This is a genomic window from Chitinophaga filiformis (assembly GCF_900102545.1).
Taxonomy (GTDB): Bacteria; Bacteroidota; Bacteroidia; order Chitinophagales; family Chitinophagaceae; genus Chitinophaga; species Chitinophaga filiformis.
Window position 1 is genome coordinate 433,573 of record NZ_FNBN01000005.1, and the last position, 21,671, is coordinate 455,243.

Genomic DNA, 21,671 nt, shown 5'->3' on the forward strand with positions numbered 1-21,671 from the left:
TTTTATTTTTTATGGCAGGATTTACAGTAGCAATCGTCGGTCGTCCAAATGTGGGTAAATCTACCCTGTTCAACCGTTTGCTGGAGCAGCGTAAAGCCATCGTCGATGACGTGAGCGGCGTTACGCGTGACAGGCAATATGGCGTTGCGGACTGGAACGGGAAATCGTTCAACGTGATTGATACCGGTGGTTTTGTATCCAGAAGTGAAGATATTTTCGAGCGTGAGATACGTAAACAGGTAAAAATAGCGATGGAGGAGGCTAATCTCCTCTTGTTCATGTGTGATGTGGCTACAGGCATTACCGACCTGGATGCGGATATGGCAGATTTGCTGCGCCGCTCTTCCAAACCGGTGATACTGGTAGTAAACAAAGTGGATAATAATACCCGTCAGCTGGAAGCGACAGAGTTCTACAGCCTTGGGTTTGAAAAAATATTTTTCATGTCTTCCATGAGTGGTAGTGGCAGTGGTGAATTGCTGGATGAAATTACCGGCATGATCCCGGAAGACGATGAAACACTGGAAGCAGCACAGGAGGCCGCAGAACTACCAAAGATTGCGATCATTGGTCAGCCGAATGTGGGTAAATCATCCCTGCTGAATGCCCTGATCGGGGAGGAGCGGAACATCGTATCCGACATTCCCGGTACTACGCGCGATACAATTCACACGCACTATAAGATGTTCCAGAAGGACTTTATTTTGATCGATACTGCCGGTTTGCGCCGTAAGAACAAAGTACAGGAAGACCTGGAGTTTTATTCTGTCATCCGCGCCATCAAGGCGATGGATGAAGCAGATGTTTGTCTGCTGCTGCTCGATGCTGCCAAAGGTGTCACAGCACAGGATCTGAGCATTTTCAGCCTGGCTGGCCGTAAAGGGAAAGGCCTGGTTGTATTGGTGAATAAATGGGACCTGATTGAAGATAAAAGTACTAATACGGCGAGGGACTATGAAAAGGACCTGAAAAGCCGTCTGGCGCCATTCTCTGATGTGCCCATCATCTTCACTTCTGTTTTAGAGAAACAACGTATTTTCAAGGCGATAGAAGAGGCTTTGCGTGTATACGAGAACCGTAAGCGTAAAGTGCAGACTTCCAGGCTGAATGAGGTGATGCTGAAGGCGATAGAGAATTTCCATCCACCAGTAGTGAGAGGTATTCCTATCAAAATCAAGTATGTGACTCAGCTTCCGACGTTTACACCGGCATTTGCTTTCTTCTGTAACCTGCCGGATGATGTGAAGCAACCATACAGAAACTACCTTGAAAATCAGCTCCGTAGCAACTTTGATTTTGAAGGAGTACCATTGAAATTGTTCTTCAGGAAGAAATAAAGGTAAAATTTTAATATAGGTATTGTTCTATAATTAAAAATAACTATACCTTTGCGCATCTTTAAAAACAAACTAAAGCATGAAAAAATTATTCTTCTTCGCAGTTGCTGCTGGCATGTTCTTCGTAGCTTGCAACGGTGGTGCTTCTACTACAACTGCAGATTCTACTGCTACTCCAGCTGTTGATACAGTTGCTGCTACTCCAGCTGTTGATTCTGCTGCTGTTGCTACTGATTCTACTGCTACTCCAGCTGCTGATTCAGCTGCTGCTGCTCCTGCTGCAGAAGCAAAACACTAATCTGTTTTGTAAGAATTTATTTAGCCGTCTCGTGCAAACGAGGCGGTTTTTTTATGCAAAAAAACGCGGGTAAAAATGGGATTAAGACAACCGTGGGATGAAACCGTTTTGTTTCCGGGATTAAAACCTGTATTGTTTCCCGGGGGGCCGGGTCGTTTTGTTTCCGGGGGATCACCCCGCATCGTTTTTGTTCCCCGGGGTTGTCATCGCGCGCTACAAACACTGGGACTCCTGACGGAGTCCTATTGTGTTTTGTTGATGACGTTTTGTTAATGATATTTTGTTGATGGCGTTTGTTTTCTGGGGGACACCCTGCGTCATTTTGTTCCCCGGGGTTGTCACCCCGCATCGTTTTTGTTCCCCGGGGTTATCACCCCGCGCTACAAACACTGGGACTCCTGCCGGAGTCCTATTATGTTTTGTTGATGACGTTTTGTTAATGTTGTTTTGTTGGTGGTGTTTGTTTTCCGGGGGCACCCTGCGTCATTTTGTTCCCCGGGGTTGTCACCCCGCATCGTTTTGTTTCCCCAGGGTTACCACCCCGCGTTACAAACACTGGGACTCCTGCCGGAGTCCTATTATGTTTTGTTGATGACGTTTTATTAATGTTGTTTTGTTGGTGGTGTTTGTTTTCCGGGGGGCACCCTGCGTCATTTTGTTTTCCGGGGTTATCACCCCGCATCGTTTTGTTCCCCGGGGTTATCACCCCGCGCTACAAACACTGGGACTCCTGCCGGAGTCCTATTATGTTTTGTTAATGACATTTGTTGTAAACATCGGACGGCCGCCATCCCATACTGGAACCGGCGTTACTTAGCGTAAAAGACAAATCAAACCGACGACGGCGCTATTTGGCGTAAAAGATCACCCGGAACGAGACCTACAATAAAAAAGCCATCCGGGAATTACTCCAGATGGCCCTAATAAAATAACAACTCTTTACTTCTGCTTCAACACCTCTATCGCCTTCTTCATCATATCATCCTCTCTGTTCAGCGATTCATAAAACCCTGCATAACTCCACATCTGTCTCGCCAGCAGGGCCTTTAACCGCGTCCTTATCTCTGCCTCATCATGCGCATTAATCGACTCTACCCCACGCACGCTATCCTTCGCCGCAAAAGCCTTATAAGCACTATAAAGCTCATTACTCACATGATACTGGTTACTAAACTGAGTAGCATCCTTATATTGTTTGAATTCATCTTTATGGCTGGTATAGTACTGATAAGCAAAGTTGCTGAAAGTACTACGTGAATACATACTGGTCAGTACATTTGAAAACCGGCTGGTATCAAAAGGAATGAAGATATCAGGCGTGATGCCACCACCACCATATACAACGCGGCCACTGGCGGTTTTGAACTGCACTGTATCCGTTTGGTGGATGCTGTCGCGGTTAACGAATTCACCATGATTGAAACGGTTCAGAATATCCTCATCATAGGCTTCGCGACCATTCGCATAGGATTTCTGAATACTTCTGCCGGAATTGAGATAGTAGCGCGCCACAGTCAGACGGAGGGCGCCGCCATTGCTGAGATCAAACTGTTCCTGTACCAGGCCTTTTCCGAAAGTACGGCGACCGATGATGGTACCACGGTCCCATTCCTGTATAGCACCTGCCAGGATCTCGCTGGCGCTGGCAGAACCTTCGTCTGTCAGAACAGTCAGTTCCCCTTTTTCGAACAGACCAGGCTTTTCACAGCGATAGTCGGAACGGGGATAGCTTTTCCCTTTGGTATATACGATCAGTTTGTTGTCGTCGAGCAGTTCGTCGGCAATACGGGTGGCCGCATCGAGGTAGCCGCCGGGATTCTGACGCAGGTCGATCACCAGTTTGGTCATGCCCGCCCTGGTCAGTTTGCGCATGGCATCCATAAATTCCTGGTAGGTGGTGCCGGAAAACTTGCTGATCTTGATGTAGCCGATTCCCGGCGCTGCCATGTAGCTGGCATCTATGCTATAAAGAGGAATGTCGCCGCGGATGATCTGAACAGGGATCTGTTTCTGCTGACGTAGCATGGTGACAGTCACCTTGGAATCTTTCGGACCACGCAGCATTTTACGGATCTTGTCGCCGGAAATGCTGTTACCTGCCACGAGAGAGTCGTTCACCTTGATGATCTTGTCGCCGGATTGTACGCCGGCAGTCTCTGAAGGACCTCCAGGAACTACGGAAACAACATTCACAGTATCTGCTATAATATTGAATTCCACACCAATACCGGAGAAGTGACCTTCCAGGTCTTCATTTACGGTTTGCAGGTTGGACGGCGGAATATAGATGGAATGGGGATCCAGGTGGCTGAGCAGGCCTTCGATGGCCTCCTGCTGCAGATCGGCTACCTGTAAGGTATCAACGTATTTTATTTTCAGCAGGTCCATGACTTCCTGCAATGGTGCACGCCCTGCCCGGCTGAATAGTAACGTTTGCGCTCCTGTGTTAGCTCCCGGCATTTTATGACCCAGATACATTCCCAAAGCAAGCACTATTGCAAATAAGAGAGGTAAAAAAACATTCAGTTTCCTGTTCGACATAATGACATATTGAAAACAGCTGCAAGGTAGCTTGTATCTTGTCGCTATTTATTTAACTTGTGGCAAAAATAGTATATTAAACCTCAACCTTCAACGGATGTGTCATGAAAGTACAGCTAATTGCAGATTGTGGATCCACTAAGGCCGACTGGTGCCTGCTGGGCGCCGGAGAGCCAACGCGTTACCAGACATCCGGGATCAGTCCTTTTTTCCTGAATGCACAACAGATACAGGAGTTACTGGAGAAAGAGCTGTTGCCTCAGTTACCGCCTGATATCCAGATAGACGAGATACATTATTACGGAACCGGCTGTTTACAGCGGAAGAGCGTGGAGCTGGTGGAAACGGCTTTACAGGCGGTATGGCCTATCGCATCCTACGAAGTGAACCACGATATGATGGGAGCCGCCAGAGCGCTGTGCGGAAAGGAACCCGGAGTAGCCAGCATCCTGGGGACGGGGTCCAACTCCTGCTTTTTTGACGGAACTGTTATCAAAAAGAACAATCCCGGGCTGGGATATGTACTCGGGGATGAAGGCAGTGGCGCCCTTTTGGGTAAAAAGCTGTTGCAATACTACCTGTACAACTCCTTTGATGAAGATCTGAAAAGCCGTTTTGACGCCCAGTATAAGACCAGTCACGAGGAAATATTGGAAAATGTATACCGCAGGCCGTTCCCGAACCGTTATCTGGCTGGTTTTGCGAAGTTCCTGGGCGAAAACAGGGGACATTTTATTATAGAGAACATCCTGGAAGACGGCTTAAACGAATTTTTCTTTAACCATATTTACAAATACAGCGAAAGCTGGACACACCCGCTGCACTTTACCGGAAGTATTGCCTGGAACTTCAGGGATATTCTGAAGGAACTGTGTGAACTGTACGAACTGCAGCTGGGACGGATATTGCGTAGTCCGATGGAAGGACTGATGGCATATCATCAATAAACAAATACACTACAAATGTCCTTCGAGAGAGTAACAGAGCAAGCGTCACATTACCGCCACCTGGAGAAAATGAGTGTGCAGGAGATCCTCAGCAACATTAATCAGGAAGATACCACCGTACCCCAGGCTGTTGCCAGGGCTTTACCACAGATAGAAAAGCTGGTCAGCGCCATTGCAGACAAAATGCTGGCCGGTGGCAGGTTGTTTTACCTGGGAGCTGGCACCAGCGGACGTTTAGGCATTGTTGATGCTTCTGAATGCCCGCCTACCTTTGGAGTACCTCACGGGTTGGTGATAGGTCTGATTGCCGGAGGAGATGCCGCCATCCGCAAAGCGGTGGAGTTTGCCGAAGATGACCGGGAACAGGGCTGGAAAGATCTGCAGGAATGCAACATTACTGAAAAGGATGTGGTAGTAGGCATTGCGGCGAGTGGTACGACCCCCTATGTAATTGGCGCACTTAATAAATGCCGTAAGGAAGGGATTGTAACGGGCAGCATCTGCTGTAACCCCGGAGCGCCCTTGTCGGCCGAGGCAGATTTCCCTATTGAAGTAGTGGTAGGACCGGAATTTGTTACCGGCAGCACCCGTATGAAAAGCGGTACTGCACAAAAGCTGGTGCTGAATATGATATCTACCGCCGTAATGATCCAGCTGGGCAGGGTAGAGGATAACAAAATGGTGAACATGCAGTTGAGCAATGACAAGCTGGTAGACAGAGGTGTGAAAATGCTGATGGAGAAATTATCCCTCACGGATTATGAAAAGGCAAAAGAGCTGCTGCTGAAAGCCGGCAGCGTCAGAAAGGCCATTGAAGACTATGTATAGTTACGACTTTTTCCAGAAATGGAACGTTTCTATTTTCTGAAATTTCCCCCGAAATTTGTAGAAACGAACATTTTAGAGTTAGCGTGACATGCATGATATAGAACCTTTTTATAACTGGCGCCATCTATATACAGCAGAGGATGATGAACTATCCCCCTTCTATGGCAGGGAATACAGCGAATTCACTTACTCCAATACTGTATATAATTATTATGTACACCCTCAATGGGACGAATTCGGCTCCCGTAATCTGTATCTGAAGGTACTTTTTGCCGATTACGAATTCAACTATGCCATTATTGAAGTGCTGGGAGAATGGAACGATTGTCTGGAGAATGACATTATGGTATTGAAACGCGATGTCATTGATGTGATGATTGCCAGCAAGATCAACAAGTTTGTCCTTATCACGGAGAATGTGTTGAATTTCCATTCTTCTGATGACAGTTACTATGAAGAATGGTGGGATGATATCCGTGATGACGGAGGATGGATCGTGAGCCTGAATATGCCGGAACAGACACGGCAGGAATTTGAAAAAGCCCACCTGGACAACTATGTACATCTCCTGGAGATCGAGAAATGGCGTACCTACCAGCCGCAACATCTTTATTCCCTTGTTGACAACGTTATGATGCGCCGTCTTGAGTAACGACGGAACAAATTCCACGTTTCTTTGTTTATTTCACCATAAATGAAGCCGGTTCCCGCTACGCCGGCAGGTTAGCAGCGTCTGTCCTTTCATGAACCGGGGCCTGCGGCCGAAACAATGGATTGGCCCTCAGTATCAAAGCAAAAACTGAGAAATATCATTTGGATTTAATTTTTCCTGCGCTAAATTTGCGCGATATATTCGAAATATTATCATATCATCTTTTTAGGAAGCTTAGAATTTAACTTATGAAGTGGTCACAGTTCTTTAATACCTCTATCGGTAAAAAATTATTAGTGGGTGCTACCGGTCTCTTTCTGTGCAGTTTTGTTATTGTGCACCTGGCTGGTAATCTCGCGTTACTCAAAGACGATGGGGGCGAAGCTTTTAACGTCTACGCCGCATTCATGAGTCACAACGGCCTTATCCAGTTTATAGCCTGGGGATTGAAGGTCGTTATTCTCCTCCACGCTATTCTTGCTTTACAGCTTACCTTCCGTAACAGGGCTGCCCGTCCGGTAAAGTATGCGATCAACCCAGGTAATCAGACTTCTTCCTGGTTCAGCCGTCAGATGGCTATCATGGGTAGTATCCTGCTGATTTTCCTGATCATTCACCTGAAAGATTTCTGGTACTGGATGCACTATGGCAACCTGGAACCGGTGACATATAATGGTGAAGAGTACAAAAACCTTTATCTGGCTGTACAGGTGGCGTTCAGGGAATTATGGCTGGTGATCCTGTATGTGATCGGTATGATCGGTCTTTCTTTCCACCTGGTGCACGGGTTTAAAAGTGCCTTCCAGACATTTGGCCTGAACCACGTTAAGTACAATGGCCTTATCAATTTCGTAGGTGTTTGGTTGTTCGGGATCCTGATTCCTATTGGCTTCGCCATCATTCCCGTGGTTATATATTTCAAATCAATTCAGTAAAGTAAGGATATATGTTGAACTCAAAAATTCCTGCCGGTTCATTAGATAAGAAATGGGAAGATTATAAGGGGCATTGTAAGCTGGTAAACCCGGCTAACAAGCGCAACATGGAAGTGATCATCGTGGGTACTGGTCTGGCGGGAGCTTCGGCTGCTGCTTCTTTGGGTGAGTTAGGTTATAAAGTGAAAGCTTTCTGTTTCCAGGATAGTCCACGCCGTGCGCACAGTATTGCTGCACAGGGTGGTATCAATGCTGCAAAGAACTACCAGAACGACGGTGACTCAGTGTTCCGTCTGTTTTATGATACTGTAAAAGGTGGCGACTACCGTGCCCGTGAAGCGAATGTGCATCGTCTGGCAGAGGTAAGTGGCAATATTATAGACCAGTGCGTGGCACAGGGTGTTCCTTTTGCCCGCGAATATGGCGGATTGCTGAGCAACCGCTCTTTCGGTGCTACCCAGGTACAGCGTACCTTCTACGCTGCCGGTCAGACCGGTCAGCAGCTGCTGTTAGGCGCATACTCCGCATTGGAGCGCCAGGTGGCATTAGGTAACGTAACCATGTACAACCGTCATGAAATGCTGGACGTAGTGGTGATCGATGGTAAAGCACGTGGCATCATTGCCCGTAACCTTATCACCGGTCAGCTGGAACGTCACTTCGGCCACGCTGTACTGCTGTGTAGCGGTGGTTATGGTAACGTGTTCTACCTGTCTACCAACGCAATGGGCTCTAACGTAACAGCAGCCTGGAAAGCCACCCGTAAAGGTGCATTCTTCGGTAACCCTTGCTTTACGCAGATCCACCCAACCTGTATCCCTGTTTCCGGAGACCACCAGTCTAAGCTGACGCTGATGTCTGAGTCGCTCCGTAACGATGGTCGTATATGGGTGCCTAAAAAACAGAACGATACCCGCAAACCTTCTGATATTCCTGAAGACGAAAGGGATTACTACCTGGAAAGAAGATATCCTGCCTTCGGTAACCTGGTACCACGCGACGTGGCATCCCGTGCTGCCAAGGAAAGATGTGATGCCGGTTACGGTGTTGGTAGCTCCAAACAGGCCGTATACCTTGACTTCGCATTCAACATGGACCGTTACGGAAGGATTGAAGCCAGCAAAAGACAGCTGTCCAATCCTACTCCTGAAGAGATCCGGAAACTGGGTAAAGAAGTGGTAGCTGAGAAATACGGTAACCTCTTCGATATGTACGCCAAGATCACCGGTGAGAATCCATATGAAGTGCCAATGCGCATTTATCCTGCAGTACACTACACTATGGGTGGCCTGTGGGTGGATTATGAACTGATGACCAGCGTTACCGGTCTGTATGCACTGGGTGAAGCAAACTTCTCAGATCACGGTGCAAACCGTCTGGGTGCTTCCGCACTGATGCAGGGTCTGGCTGATGGTTACTTTGTTATTCCTTATACACTGGGTAACTACCTGGCTGACGATATCAAGACCAAACCAATCTCTCTGGATCATCCAGCATTCGTAGAAGCTGAAAAGAATGTACAGTCTACTATCGATAAGCTGATGAACATTAAGGGTACCAAATCTGTAGACCACTTCCACAAGAAATTGGGTAAGATCATGTGGGATAAATGCGGTATGGCCCGTAATGAGCAGGGACTGAAAGAAGCGATCACTGAGATCCAGGCTTTACGTAAAGAATTCTGGAGTGATGTACGTATCCCGGGTGAAGCAAATGAATTCAACCCTGAACTGGAAAAAGCCGGCCGTGTGGCTGACTTCCTGGAGCTGGGAGAACTGATGTGTGTGGATGCGCTGCACCGTCGTGAATCCTGTGGTGGTCACTTCCGTGAAGAATCACAGACAGACGAGGGAGAAGCACTGCGTGATGACAACAACTTCAGCTATGTAGCTGCATGGGAATATAAAGGTGAAAGCCAGTTCGAGTTGCATAAAGAAGCTCTTGAGTTTGTAGAATGTAAACCAACTCAGCGTAGCTATAAATAATTTTCACAACAATAATAGTCCAATAGATATGGAACATTATACTATGAATCTCACACTTAAAGTGTGGAGGCAGAAAAACACAGGCACACAGGGGAAATTTGAAACTTATCCGGTAAGCGGCATTTCTTCCGAAATGTCATTCCTGGAAATGTTTGACGTGCTGAATGAGCGCCTGATCAATGAAGGTAAAGAGCCGATTGCGTTTGACCACGACTGCCGTGAAGGTATTTGTGGTGCGTGTTCCATGCATATCAATGGCCGTGCACATGGTCCCTGGGCTGGTACTACCACCTGTCAGCTACACATGCGTGCTTTCAAGGATGGTGATACCATTACCGTTGAGCCATGGAGAGCTGGATCTTTCCCTGTAGTGAAAGATCTGACTGTTGACAGAGGTGCATTTGACCGCATCATTGAAGCGGGAGGTTATGTTTCTGTAAATACAGGTAATGCTCAGGATGCCAACAATATCCTGGTGCCTAAAGATAAAGCAGATGCAGCATTCGCAGCAGCAGCATGTATCGGTTGCGGCGCCTGCGTAGCAGCTTGTAAAAACTCTTCTGCTATGCTCTTCGTTTCAGCGAAAGTATCCCAGCTGGCATTGCTGCCACAGGGACAACCTGAAAAGAAGACAAGGGCACTGAATATGATTGCACAGATGGATAAGGAAGGTTTTGGTAGCTGTACCAACACCGGCGCCTGCGAAGCAGAATGTCCGAAAGAAATTTCTTTGACAAATATTGCACGCCTGAACCGCGAATATATTGCCGCTGGTTTCACCTACGAAAAATAGTATTGGCAGAATCGTATTTGGTAAATACCATAATCCCCCTCGTTCAAACGAGGGGGATTTTTTTTGTATATTGTTTGAGTTAAAAACCCGTTTGTACTCAAATTTTACGTTATGACAGACAACTCCAGGAGAAAATTTCTCCGTAACCTGGGAGGTACAGCCGCCCTGTTGGGCGCCGGTTCATTGGCCGCTTTAGGAAAAGAACAGGTCCACATCCTTCAACCCAACACCCGCATTTCTGCCAACGACAAGATCCGTATCGGTTGTATCGGTATGGGCATTATGGGCTTCGGCGATCTGGAAACCGCACTGAAAGCACCCGGTGTAGAATTCGTAGCAGCTGCCGACCTGTATGATGGTCATCTTGCGAAAGTGAAAGAGGTGTATGGTAAAGACATCTTTACTACCCGCGACTACCGCGAGCTGCTAAACAGGAAGGACATAGATGCTGTGATCGTTGCCACGCCCGACCACTGGCATGATACTATTTCCATTGATGCCATGGAGAAAGGAAAGGCTGTATACTGTGAAAAACCTATGGTCCAGCAGATAGAAGAAGGCCATAAGGTGATTGCCACCCAGCAGCGCACAAAGGCCGTTTTTCAGGTGGGTAGCCAGCGTGTAAGCAGTATTGCCCTGGCAGAGGCAAAGAAGCGTTATGAGGCCGGAGAAATCGGCCAGCTGAACATGGTAGAGGCCAGGATAGACCGTCACGACGCCCTGGGCGCCTGGCAGTATTCCATTCCGCCGGATGCTTCTCCTGCTACGGTCGACTTTGACACCTTCCTCAAGGATACCGCCAAAGTACCTTTTGATCCTACACGCTTCTTCCGCTGGCGCAACTACCGTGCATATGGTACCGGTGTACCGGGCGATCTGTTCGTACATCTCATTTCCGGACTGCACTTCATCACTGGTTCCCTGGGCCCTGAGCGCATCTTTGCCAGCGGCAACCTGGTGCAATGGAAAGATGGACGCGATGTGCCGGATGTTGTGGTAGCGATCTTTGATTATCCGGCAACAAAAGCGCATCCTGCCTTCCAGGTAACATTACGTGTAAACTTCGCCGATGGTGGCGGCGGTGGCGAATTTACCCGCTTTATCGGTACAGATGGCGTATTGGAACTGGGATGGGATGATTTCAAAATAAAGAAACATAAACTTTCGTCAGCACCCGGTTATGGTGGCTGGGATACCTATAACACCTTTACAAAAGCCACCCAGGAGGCCTACGTGAAGCAGTATAATGCCAGATATCCGGAGGAAACGCGGAAGCCGGCACAACGCTCGGAAAGCGCATATGCGGCCCCGAGGGGATATGACGCCCGCCTGGACCACTTTATCAACTTTTTTGACGCCATGCGTACAGGCAAACCTGTGGTGGAGGATGCCTCTTTCGGGCTCCGCGCTGCGGGTCCTGCATTGGTTACCAATGAAAGTTACTTCAACAAAAAAGTGATCCACTGGGATGCTGAAAAAATGAGGATTGTGTAAAAGAATAAGTATTAGATAAGTATTACATTCGTAGCCTCAATTTGTCACCTATGAGGAAAGCCGCTGCATTTATCATAATGTTGTCAGGCATGGGCCTGTTTGCTTGTAAGGAAAATAAGAAAAGTATGTCAGCCGAAGTCAAAACAATAAAGCCGCCGGTAGCGGAACAGATAGATACAGCAATGACCATCCACGGTGATACCAGGATAGACAAGTACTACTGGATGAATGACCGTAATGATCCTAAAGTCATTGCCTATCTCAAGGCAGAGAATGACTACCTGGATACCATGATGGAAGCATCTGTGGATAAGAGAAAGAAACTATACGAGGAGATGAGAGGCCGCATTATGGAAACAGATGCCAGTGTGCCCTACCTGAAGGACGGCTACTACTATTATACCCGTTTTACACAAGGCAAGGAATACCCGGTATACTGCCGCAAAAAAGGCAGCCTGGAAGGCACAGAAGAAGTGATACTGGATGTGAACGTGCTGGCTGCAGGACATGACTACTATCATGTAGGAGGCATGTCTGTAAGCCCCGATGCACAATGGCTGGCCTACGGGGTTGACACAGTAAGCCGTCGTCAGTACACTATCTATGTCAGGAACCTGAAGACCGGAGAAGTATTGCCTGAGGCGATTAAAGAAACTTCCGGCAGTGCGGCCTGGGCAAGCGATAACAAGACTTTCTTCTATACGGTGAAGAACCCCGTTACATTGAGAGAAGAGCGCATCCTGCGACATGTAACCGGTACGGATGTACAGAAGGATAAAGAGGTTTTCAATGAGAAGGATGAGACCTTTTCCATTGACGTGGCCCGCTCAAAATCGGGTAAGTTCATCATGATACAAAGCCACAGTACCGTATCTTCTGAATACCGTATCCTGGATGCTTCAAAACCTGATGGCGCATTCCATGTTTTTGAACCGCGCAGGCGTGACCATCTCTATGATATCGATCACCAGGACGATAAGTTCTATATCGTTACCAACTGGGACGCTGTGAATTTCCGCCTCATGGAATGTCCGATAGATAAAACCGCCAGCAGTAACTGGAAAGAGGTGATACCTCATCGCGCAGATGTACTGTTGCAGGGCATTGAACTGTTCCGTGATCATATGGTGCTGAGCGAACGTAAGAATGGCCTTGCACAGTTGCGTGTGATCAACTCCCGCACGAAGGAAGATCATTACCTGAAATTCGAGGAACCTGCCTACGTTGCTGCGATCTCCGTTAATCCTGAATTTGATACGAAGACGCTACGGTACTCATATACTTCCATGACAACGCCGGTATCTACTTACGATTACGATATGGATGCCAAAAAGAGTGAGTTGCGTAAACGCCAGGAAGTATTAGGTGGATATGATCCGAAAAATTATGTAACAGAGCGCCTGTACATCACTGCCAGAGATGGTGTGAAAGTACCGGTATCTATCGTGTACAAAAAAGGATTCGAGAAAAACGGCAAGGGACCACTGCTACTGTATGGCTACGGATCTTATGGTCATAGTATAGAACCATCTTTCAGCAGTAACCGTCTCAGCTTACTGGACAGAGGTTTTGCCTATGCTATTGCACATATCAGAGGTGGTGAGGAAATGGGCAGACAATGGTATGAAGATGGTAAGCTGTTCAAGAAGATGAACACTTTCACAGACTTCATTGATTGTGCCGACTATCTTGTAAAAGAGCATTATACTGACAGCACACACCTCTACGCTATGGGAGGCAGTGCCGGTGGCCTGCTGATGGGTGCAGTTGTCAATATGCGGCCTACGCTCTGGAACGGTGTTATTGCTGCTGTACCATTTGTAGATGTAGTGACAACGATGCTCGATGAAAGCATTCCTTTAACCACCGGAGAATTTGACGAATGGGGTAATCCTAAGAAGAAAGAATTCTACGACTACATGAAGGCTTATTCTCCTTACGACAATGTAAAGGCGCAGGCATATCCCAATATGCTTGTAACAACAGGTCTGCATGACTCACAGGTGCAATACTGGGAACCTGCCAAATGGGTGGCCAAGCTGCGTGAATTAAAAACAGACAACCACATGCTGCTGTTACACACTAACATGGAAGCAGGGCATGGCGGTGCTTCCGGTCGTTTCAAGGCACTGGAGGATATTGCATTGCAATATGCATTCCTGCTGGATCTGGAAGGAAAGTAGTCTGGTGCAGATATTTAAAAAGCCCATGGATCTTTACGGTCTATGGGCTTTTTTTATTACTTGCGTTTTGTTTATCAACTAAGGATTAATAAACTCAGTCTTCACGGTCTCTCCTAAAAATATCTCTGTTTGCTTTTCAAATATCACAGGATCATCCGTAGTAAAATATTTCCGCGTGCCATTCTTACTAAGACGGCTTTCCATCTCCGGATGACGATGCAGATAATCTTTGAGACTATGCGCAACGATCTTACCCTGAGATAACAGGGTAATCCCTCCGGGGAGGAACTGCCGGATCTTTTTAGTCAGAATAGGGTAGTGGGTGCAAGCCAGTACCAGCGTATCTATTTCAGGCGCGTCTGTCAGTATCTGGTTAAGATATTTTTTAACAAAGTAATCCGCGCCTTCACTATCTGCTTCGCCATTTTCAACAATCGGTACCCACATGGGGCAGGCCAGTTGATGTACCCTGACATGTGGAAAGAACTTGTTGATCTCAATGGGATATGACTGGGATGCAACGGTGCCTTTGGTTGCCAGGATTCCCACCTCACCGCTTTGCGTGAGTGTACCCACCATTTCAGTGGTAGGACGGATCACCCCAAGTACACGGCGGTCAGGAGCAATACGTGGCAGGTCTTTCTGCTGAATAGTGCGGAGCGCCCGTGCGGAAGCCGTATTGCAGGCCAGTATTACGAGCGGACAACCCATATCAAACAGGTGCTGTACGCATTGAAGTGTATAAGTGTGAATGACATCAAAGCCGCGGTTACCGTAAGGAGCGCGGGCATTGTCACCAAGGTAAATGAAGTCGTACTGCGGAAGAGTGGCAATGATCTCTTTCAGCACCGTCAATCCACCATAACCGGAATCAAACACACCGATAGGTCCCGTCATTGGTCATCCTTTTTTTTCATTAATCCCTTGCCAGTCAGGTCATAAATTTCCTGGATGTTATGCAGAATGCCTTCGAAGTCGATCTTCAGGTCAATGAGTCTGCCGGTAAACAGGTCATATACCCAGCCATGTACAGTAGGATAGTGCCTTTCAACATATGATTGTTGTACAGCGGCGGTCTTAATCACATTCACGCATTGTTCCTGTACGTTCAGTTCCACAAGACGGTTGTAACGGGCATGTTCATCTTCGATGGCATCCAGTTCCTGACGGTGTAAACGGTATACGTCACGGATGTTACGTAACCAGGGGTTGAGCAGTCCCAGATCGGCAGGCTGCATAGCCGCCTTAACACCACCGCAGTTGTAATGGCCACAAACGATAATGTGTTTTACACCCAGGTGCCGCACGGCATAATTGATAACAGCCATCACGCTCAGATCCACGTTGTTCACAAGGTTGGCAATATTACGGTGTACAAATACTTCACCGGCATCCAATCCCATGATTTCATTAGTAGGCACGCGGCTATCGCTGCAACCAATGTAGAGGTAGTCCGGGTTCTGTTCCTCGGCCAGTTTTTCAAAGAATTCCCTGTCTGTGGCTGTTTTGGAGGCCATCCACTTTCTGTTGTTCTCAAAAATCTCGTCGTACCTGGTCATGATTGTAAGGAGTTTAATTTAAGTAAGATAGCGTATACCATTCTCGGATAGGGCGTAAAGATACGTTACGACAGCTATTACTTTTTCAATAGTCGTAAGCGGTAAGCGTTCATCGCACTCTGACCAAGTTTATCTGTCAGGCGGTGGTTGACGTAAGCGCCTACTGCAGCTCCAATCACGGGCATGAGCTGGAGCAGTTTGGCGAGATCGAGGTAATCCCGGTATTGCTGCTGGAAATTACGCCAGTCGAAGGCGTTGATGTCTTCCGGCAGTTCTTTGCTGTAATTCTCCCAGTCGGCGATGATGGGATAGAGTTTATTGCGGAAATCCTGTGTGGAGAAGGTGATGAAGAATATGTGCAGGATAAAGAGACGTTCTTTGTAGTCACCCACATTCCGGCCATAAAGGGCGGCAATGTCAAATAACATCTTCATTTTGATAGTCAGGAACAGAGGAAAATCGGCTAAACCGAGCAGGATACCGCCGGCCCCTGTCAGGGCGCCTTCAGTGGCAGCGGTGGTCTTGTAAAAACTGATCCTCTCCCTTACTTTGGCTTCCCGCACGGCCAGGTATTCCTCAAAGAGGGGAGGCGGACTGGTAAAACCGGCGCCGGATATTACGGCCCGGGTCGTCTGTTTAATTGCGGTGGTAAGGGCGGCATGTACTTTTTCGGGGATGACGCTGTTAATTTTCCGCTGGATGCCGCGGGACAACCTTCCGGGCACGCTAATGCCCCGCTGCATGGCCTTCTGCCATTCCCTGAGCTCTTTATTGACCTGTTGGGTATAACTATCCATTTGATGATTGTTGCAAAGAATAAACCATAACTGTAAAACCAGGAACATTTAGTAACTTTGCGCCTTAAATTTCTTTAGCCAGCATGATCAGTGTAAAAAACGTATCGCTTTCTTTCGGAAAAAGGGTGTTGTTTGATGAAGTTAACCTCAATTTCACCAAAGGTAACTGTTATGGAGTGATTGGCGCCAATGGTGCCGGTAAATCCACGTTTCTGAAAATATTATCAGGTGAGATTGACCCAACTAAGGGCACTGTCGAAATCACACCTGGTGAACGTATGAGTGTTCTGAAACAGAACCACTTCGAATTTGACGAAGTAACAGTACTGAATACCGTACTGATGGGGAATAAAAAGCTGTGGGAGATAGCGCATGAAAGAGATGAGATATATGCCAAAGCTGATTTTACTGAAGAAGACGGTATGCGTGCCGGTGAACTGGAAGCAGAGTATGGTGAGATGGGCGGTTACACTGCTGAAAGTGATGCCGGTGTACTGCTGGGTGACCTGGGCGTAAAGGAAGACCTGCACAGCGTACAGATGAAGGACCTGAGTGGTAACCTGAAAGTACGTGTACTCCTGGCGCAGGCTCTGTTTGGTAATCCTGATATCCTGCTGCTGGATGAGCCTACCAACCACCTGGACGTAGAAACTATTGGCTGGTTGGAGAACTTCCTGGCTGATTATGAGAATATTGTGATCGTAGTATCCCATGACCGTCACTTCCTGGATGCTGTCTGTACGCATGTGGCCGACGTTGACCGTGCCAAGATTCAGATTTTCTCCGGTAACTATACTTTCTGGTACGAGTCTTCCCAGCTGATGGCCCGCCAGATAGCCGATAAGAACAAGAAAATGGAAGATAAACGTAAGGACCTGATGGACTTCATTGCCCGATTCAGTGCCAACGCTTCCAAGAGTAAACAGGCTACTTCCCGTAAAAAAGCCCTGGAAAAACTGGTTATTGAAGATATCCAGCCTTCCAACCGTAAATATCCTGGTATCATCTTCAAGCAGCAGCGTGAAGTCGGTAATCAGATCCTGAATGTGGAAAAACTGGAGAAATCCGTTGAGGGTAACACCCTGTTCAGCAATGTATCCTTTACAGTGAATAAAGGTGATAAGATCGCCTTCCTGTCTAAGGAACACCTGGCGCTGACCACCTTCTTCGAGATCATCAATGGTGAACAAACTGCTGACGGCGGTAAATTTGAATGGGGAACAACCGTAACCACTGCTTATCTGCCAAATGATAACGCTAAATTCTTTACAGATCAATCCCTTAACCTGATGGATTGGTTGCGCCAGTATGTGCCGCCACATGTAACCGATGTGGATGAGCCGTTCCTGCGTGGCTTCCTGGGCAAAATGCTGTTCAGTGGTGATGAGATTATGAAGAAAACCAGTGTACTGAGTGGAGGTGAAAAAGTTCGTTGTATGACGAGCCGTATGATGCTGCAGGATCCTAACGTGGTGGTGCTGGATGAACCTACCAACCACCTTGACCTGGAATCTATCCAGTCTTTCAATGAAAGTATGATCAACTTCAAAGGTATCGTGCTGTTCACTACGCATGACCATGCCTTTATGCAGTCTGTAGCGAATCGTATCATCGAGATCACTCCGAGAGGTGTGATTGACAGGCTGATGACGTTCGACGAATACCTGGCTGATGAAAGGGTAAAAACGTTGAGAGAGGAGATGTACGGGGAGAAAGTAGCGATTTCCTAAGCTAGTGGCAGCTCTGGAGAGAGCTGTATTTATAAAGATTAGTGTTTTAAAGGATCAGGAATTGGGGATTAAGAATAAATTGTTCTTAATACCTGATTCCTGGTTTTTTTTAGAGGTAGTCCTTAATTTGCTGCATTTTCTCAGAATCCAGGGGTTTCGTGATATAAGCCTTCAGTTCCGGCGTACGTTTCACTTTCTGTATGTCGCGCATATCGATGGAGGAGGAGCACATGATGATAGGAATCTGTTGAGACAGGTGGCATTTAATACCGCGGTAGGCCTCTATAAAGTCCCAGCCGTTCATCCGTTGCATATTCATGTCGAGGATGATCAATGATGGTAAGGGGTGTCCTTTGGGATGCTGCAATTCTTCCAATGCATCTTCCGCACAAAGGAATGAGGTCACTTCAAGGTTTTCCCCATTTTGTTCTAACATTTTTTTCAGGATGAAATGGAATATTTCATCATCGTCAACAACATACACCTGTTTAACGGTTTCCACCATATATACCTGATTTTGCAAACTTAATCTTTCCTAGTATTCGAGGGGGGTAACATAAAACACAGCTGATGTAATCCCCGGTTTTCACATGGTACAATCGAATGCAAATAAACACTAATTAATTATATTTTTATATATGATAATTGCCCAATAACTAATTGTTAACAAATTCCGAAGGCGGGAAAAATATGGTCGTGTTTGCTTAAGGTACATAAAAAATCCCGGATATCTACCCCTCGGGGGGTGAATATCCGGGATTTTATAATCAGCGAAGACTATCTACTAGAACAGTCCGCCTTTTTTCAGTGTTACTTTGCCTGAACCGATTTTGTAACCATCATGGTAGATCTCAACAGCATAATCGCCTGGTTTGAAATCTGAGTTCTGTTTCCAGTCCATGCTTACGGTTTGTTTCTGACCGGTAGCGTAGTTAACGGTTTTCTTTGCAGTATATAATTTTTCAGTGCCATCTTCCAGTGTGAATCTGCCGGAACCCAGTGCTTCTACTGCCAGTGGAGAGCCATCAGGAGAAGTAATAGCAACGTACAGTTCTTTATCACCGGTTGGAGCGATTCTGTTCTCATCCAGATCAAAGCTTACACGCATCATGTCTGCGCGTTTAGCCTTGGTCGTTTCTACTTCCTTGCCATTCTTTTTTACATTGATAGGCTGCAGGTGAATGTTGGATGCGTGTAATACAGAACCCAGGTTTACTTTCTTATTCAGACTATCTCTCTGGGTAGATACTTCATCTCTTTCTCGGCGGGCGTTGTCACGCTCACCTGTCAGTACGATTTTTTCACCTTCCAGGCGTTCGATTGTTGCCGTATAGTTTTCAATGTTACCTTTCAGTGTTTCGATCAGACGACGGGCTTCAGCCAGTTCTTTCTGAGTAGCGTTCTTGTTGGAGAGGATACCCTGGATCCTCGCTTTCATATCCGCAATTTCCTTATCTTTTGTTTTTACAAGGCTATCCATGCGGCTGTTCTGGGAGATCAGATCATCCAGACGTGCATTTGCGGCGTTATATTCCTGCTGTAAAGCGTCTCTTGATGTTGAGATAGAATCGATCTGTGTAGCCTGTTGAGCAATTTGATCGGTAGTTTTATTTTTGTCATACAACATGTAGATCCATGTACCGGCCAATGCTGCAATCAATATACCATATATCAGACCATTACGGCTTCTAGGCTTTTCAGGTCCGGAGGATCCTGCCGCAGGCGTGTTAAAAGTGTTCTCAGTCATAGTCGTTTTTGTGTTTTATAGTTAATTGTTATATGGTTAAAACTAGTTATGCAAATGTAATTGTTAAAAATACTTTATTACAAAAAAATATAAACCGTACAAAATAGTGTTACCGAATATATCTTTAGATCAGTTGTTGCTGCTTGATATCGAAACTACGCCGGCTGTTGCGGCCTTCGATTTTTTACCTGACAATATGCAATCGCTCTGGGTGGACAAAATTGCAAAAACTTTGCCAGAAACGGGGAACCCTACAGAAGCATACGCAGACAGGGCTGGGATTTATGCCGAATTCGGCAAAATAATCTGTATTTCAGTAGGCTTTTTTCATGCAGAAGGTGGTCGTTATCAACTACGTATAAAATCATTTTATAATGACGATGAAAAACTTGTATTAACGAGTTTTTTAGAATTAGTAAATAAATTCCATATAAAATTTCCCCGTTTTCAGTTTGCCGGGCATAACATCAAAGAATTTGATATTCCGTTTATTTGCAGGCGATCTGTTATTCATCAGCTATCTTTGCCTTTGCCTTTACAGATCCATGGATTTAAGCCCTGGGAACTGCCGATGTTGGATACCATGCAGTTATGGCGTTTCGGAGACTTTAAGAACTATACTTCCCTGAAACTGATGACGGCTGTAATGGGCATTCCGACTCCCAAAGATGATATTGACGGCAGTATGGTGGCAAAAGTTTACTGGCAGGACAGGGATCTGGAAAGAATAGCCAACTATTGCCAGAAAGATGTGGTAGCCGTTGGACAGCTATTGATGCGTTTTAAGGGCGTTCCCTTACTGGAAACAGAAGACGTGGTGTATTCAAAATAATAAAGCATGGAATATCAGGATATTATAAAAGAATGGAAACAAAAGAAGTATAAACCGCTTTACTGGCTGGAAGGAGAGGAGGATTTTTTCATTGACCAGGTGAGTAACTATGCGGAACACCACCTGTTGGATGAAGCAGAGAAAGGTTTTAACCTGACCATTCTTTACGGGAAGGAAACGGATTGGAGTACAGTTATCAATGCCTGCCGCCGTTATCCTATGTTTGCCGAAAGGCAGGTGGTAGTGCTGAAAGAGGCGCAGTCCATGAAAGATATCCTGAAACTGGAAGCCTATATTGACAATCCATTAGCTTCTACCATTTTCGTTGTGGCCCATAAACAGGGTAAGATAGACGGGCGAAGCAAACTGGCTAAACTGATCAAGGAGAAGGGCGTACTACTGAGTACCAAGAAGATGTACGATAACCAGTTGCCTGCCTGGGTGGAAGCTTATGTAAGCGGCCTTGGAAGAGCCATCTCTCAGAAGGCAGGCATCCTGCTGGTGGACCATATCGGAAATGACCTTTCCAGGATGGCCAATGAAATAGATAAACTGCTCGTTAACCTGCCTCCCGATAAAAAGATAGATGAGAATGACATTGAGAAATATGTAGGGATCAGCAAGGAATACAATGTGTTTGAGCTGCAGAATGCCCTGGGACAGAAAGATATCGGCAAGGTGATGCGTATCATCCGTTACTTTGCCGCCAATCCTAAAGCGGGCCCTATCCAGATGGTGCTGCCGGCATTGTACAATTTTTTCAGTAAGATGAACATGGTCTTCGGTGTAAAAGGCGGAGAAAAGGAGATTGCAGCCGCTTTAGGCGTACATCCCTTCTTTGTCAAGGATTATGTCAACGCTGCCCGTCAATACGGCGTAGAGGGCACGGAAAAGGCCATTTTGCTGCTACATGCATATAACCTCCGCAGCATTGGTATCAATGACAGTGGTGTAGAAGATGGGGAACTGATGAAGGAACTGGTATACAAGCTGATGTACTGATAAACGGCAGT

General features: G+C 46.6%; 19 protein-coding genes. 13 read left to right on the top strand and 6 right to left on the bottom strand.

Translation table 11 applies throughout. From position 1 onward, the window contains the following. Positions 1 to 11: 11 nt before the first annotated feature. Positions 12 to 1,337, top strand: a complete 1,326-nt coding sequence (der, locus tag BLR32_RS21920; protein ID WP_089834986.1) for a ribosome biogenesis GTPase Der — start codon at positions 12 to 14, stop codon at positions 1,335 to 1,337. 79 nt (positions 1,338 to 1,416) lie between these two features. Beyond that, entirely contained in the window at positions 1,417 to 1,635 is a 219-nt protein-coding gene (locus tag BLR32_RS21925) for a hypothetical protein (RefSeq protein ID WP_176842382.1), read from the top strand. A gap of 939 nt (positions 1,636 to 2,574) precedes the next feature. On the opposite strand, the gene BLR32_RS21935 is transcribed toward BLR32_RS21925, so the two are convergent. Then, positions 2,575 to 4,176, bottom strand: a complete 1,602-nt coding sequence (locus BLR32_RS21935; RefSeq protein ID WP_089834989.1) for a S41 family peptidase — start codon at positions 4,174 to 4,176, stop codon at positions 2,575 to 2,577. 104 nt (positions 4,177 to 4,280) lie between these two features. Between BLR32_RS21935 and BLR32_RS21940 the strand changes: the two genes are divergently transcribed. The 8 genes from BLR32_RS21940 to BLR32_RS21975 all read left to right on the top strand — a co-directional run bounded on the left by BLR32_RS21940 (position 4,281) and on the right by BLR32_RS21975 (position 13,993). After that, positions 4,281 to 5,123: an N-acetylglucosamine kinase gene (locus BLR32_RS21940; RefSeq protein ID WP_089834990.1), complete on the top strand. Its 843-nt coding sequence runs from the start codon at positions 4,281 to 4,283 to the stop codon at positions 5,121 to 5,123. A gap of 15 nt (positions 5,124 to 5,138) precedes the next feature. Next, positions 5,139 to 5,951: an N-acetylmuramic acid 6-phosphate etherase gene (gene murQ / locus BLR32_RS21945; protein ID WP_089834991.1), complete on the top strand. Its 813-nt coding sequence runs from the start codon at positions 5,139 to 5,141 to the stop codon at positions 5,949 to 5,951. An 88-nt stretch (positions 5,952 to 6,039) separates the two neighbouring features. After that, complete coding sequence (locus BLR32_RS21950) at positions 6,040 to 6,603, top strand: hypothetical protein (RefSeq protein ID WP_089834992.1); 564 nt, start codon at positions 6,040 to 6,042, stop codon at positions 6,601 to 6,603. Between the two features lie 248 nt (positions 6,604 to 6,851). Continuing rightward, complete coding sequence (locus tag BLR32_RS21955; protein WP_089834993.1) at positions 6,852 to 7,538, top strand: succinate dehydrogenase cytochrome b subunit; 687 nt, start codon at positions 6,852 to 6,854, stop codon at positions 7,536 to 7,538. An 11-nt stretch (positions 7,539 to 7,549) separates the two neighbouring features. Then, a complete protein-coding gene (locus tag BLR32_RS21960; protein WP_089834994.1) occupies positions 7,550 to 9,523 on the top strand; it encodes a fumarate reductase/succinate dehydrogenase flavoprotein subunit in 1,974 nt (657 codons plus the stop codon). Between the two features lie 28 nt (positions 9,524 to 9,551). Beyond that, positions 9,552 to 10,316 (top strand): succinate dehydrogenase/fumarate reductase iron-sulfur subunit, encoded by a 765-nt coding sequence (locus tag BLR32_RS21965; protein WP_089834995.1) that lies wholly within the window; start codon positions 9,552 to 9,554, stop codon positions 10,314 to 10,316. 111 nt (positions 10,317 to 10,427) lie between these two features. Continuing rightward, positions 10,428 to 11,810 carry a Gfo/Idh/MocA family protein gene (locus tag BLR32_RS21970; protein ID WP_089834996.1) on the top strand — a complete coding sequence of 461 codons (1,383 nt, stop codon included), beginning with the start codon at positions 10,428 to 10,430 and terminating at the stop codon, positions 11,808 to 11,810. A gap of 125 nt (positions 11,811 to 11,935) precedes the next feature. Further along, the gene (locus BLR32_RS21975) at positions 11,936 to 13,993 is read left to right on the top strand and encodes a S9 family peptidase (RefSeq protein WP_245705497.1); all 2,058 of its coding nucleotides are present in this window, start codon (positions 11,936 to 11,938) and stop codon (positions 13,991 to 13,993) included. A 78-nt stretch (positions 13,994 to 14,071) separates the two neighbouring features. On the opposite strand, the gene murI is transcribed toward BLR32_RS21975, so the two are convergent. From murI to BLR32_RS21990, 3 genes are all read right to left on the bottom strand, one after another. Continuing rightward, complete coding sequence (gene murI, locus BLR32_RS21980) at positions 14,072 to 14,890, bottom strand: glutamate racemase (RefSeq protein ID WP_089834998.1); 819 nt, start codon at positions 14,888 to 14,890, stop codon at positions 14,072 to 14,074. Then, the gene (locus BLR32_RS21985; protein WP_176842383.1) at positions 14,887 to 15,552 is read right to left on the bottom strand and encodes a carbonic anhydrase; all 666 of its coding nucleotides are present in this window, start codon (positions 15,550 to 15,552) and stop codon (positions 14,887 to 14,889) included. Before BLR32_RS21985 ends, murI begins: the two co-directional genes overlap by 4 nt. 77 nt (positions 15,553 to 15,629) lie before the next feature. Next, complete coding sequence (locus BLR32_RS21990; protein WP_089835000.1) at positions 15,630 to 16,349, bottom strand: EcsC family protein; 720 nt, start codon at positions 16,347 to 16,349, stop codon at positions 15,630 to 15,632. Between the two features lie 83 nt (positions 16,350 to 16,432). On the opposite strand from BLR32_RS21990, the gene BLR32_RS21995 reads away from it, so the two are divergent. After that, positions 16,433 to 18,079, top strand: coding sequence for an ABC-F family ATP-binding cassette domain-containing protein (locus tag BLR32_RS21995; protein ID WP_089835001.1), 1,647 nt, complete (start codon positions 16,433 to 16,435; stop codon positions 18,077 to 18,079). A 109-nt stretch (positions 18,080 to 18,188) separates the two neighbouring features. Here BLR32_RS21995 and BLR32_RS22000 read toward each other — a convergent pair whose 3' ends face one another. Next, on the bottom strand, positions 18,189 to 18,584 hold the full coding sequence (locus BLR32_RS22000; RefSeq protein WP_143011544.1) for a response regulator: 396 nt from the start codon (positions 18,582 to 18,584) through the stop codon (positions 18,189 to 18,191). A 279-nt stretch (positions 18,585 to 18,863) separates the two neighbouring features. Further along, positions 18,864 to 19,826, bottom strand: a complete 963-nt coding sequence (locus BLR32_RS22005; protein ID WP_089835003.1) for a coiled-coil domain-containing protein — start codon at positions 19,824 to 19,826, stop codon at positions 18,864 to 18,866. 196 nt (positions 19,827 to 20,022) lie between these two features. Between BLR32_RS22005 and BLR32_RS22010 the strand changes: the two genes are divergently transcribed. Both BLR32_RS22010 and holA read left to right on the top strand, forming a co-directional pair. Next, the gene (locus BLR32_RS22010; RefSeq protein ID WP_245705500.1) at positions 20,023 to 20,658 is read left to right on the top strand and encodes a ribonuclease H-like domain-containing protein; all 636 of its coding nucleotides are present in this window, start codon (positions 20,023 to 20,025) and stop codon (positions 20,656 to 20,658) included. A 6-nt stretch (positions 20,659 to 20,664) separates the two neighbouring features. Then, positions 20,665 to 21,660 (top strand): DNA polymerase III subunit delta, encoded by a 996-nt coding sequence (gene holA / locus BLR32_RS22015; RefSeq protein WP_089835005.1) that lies wholly within the window; start codon positions 20,665 to 20,667, stop codon positions 21,658 to 21,660. The last annotated feature ends 11 nt before the right edge of the window (positions 21,661 to 21,671 follow it).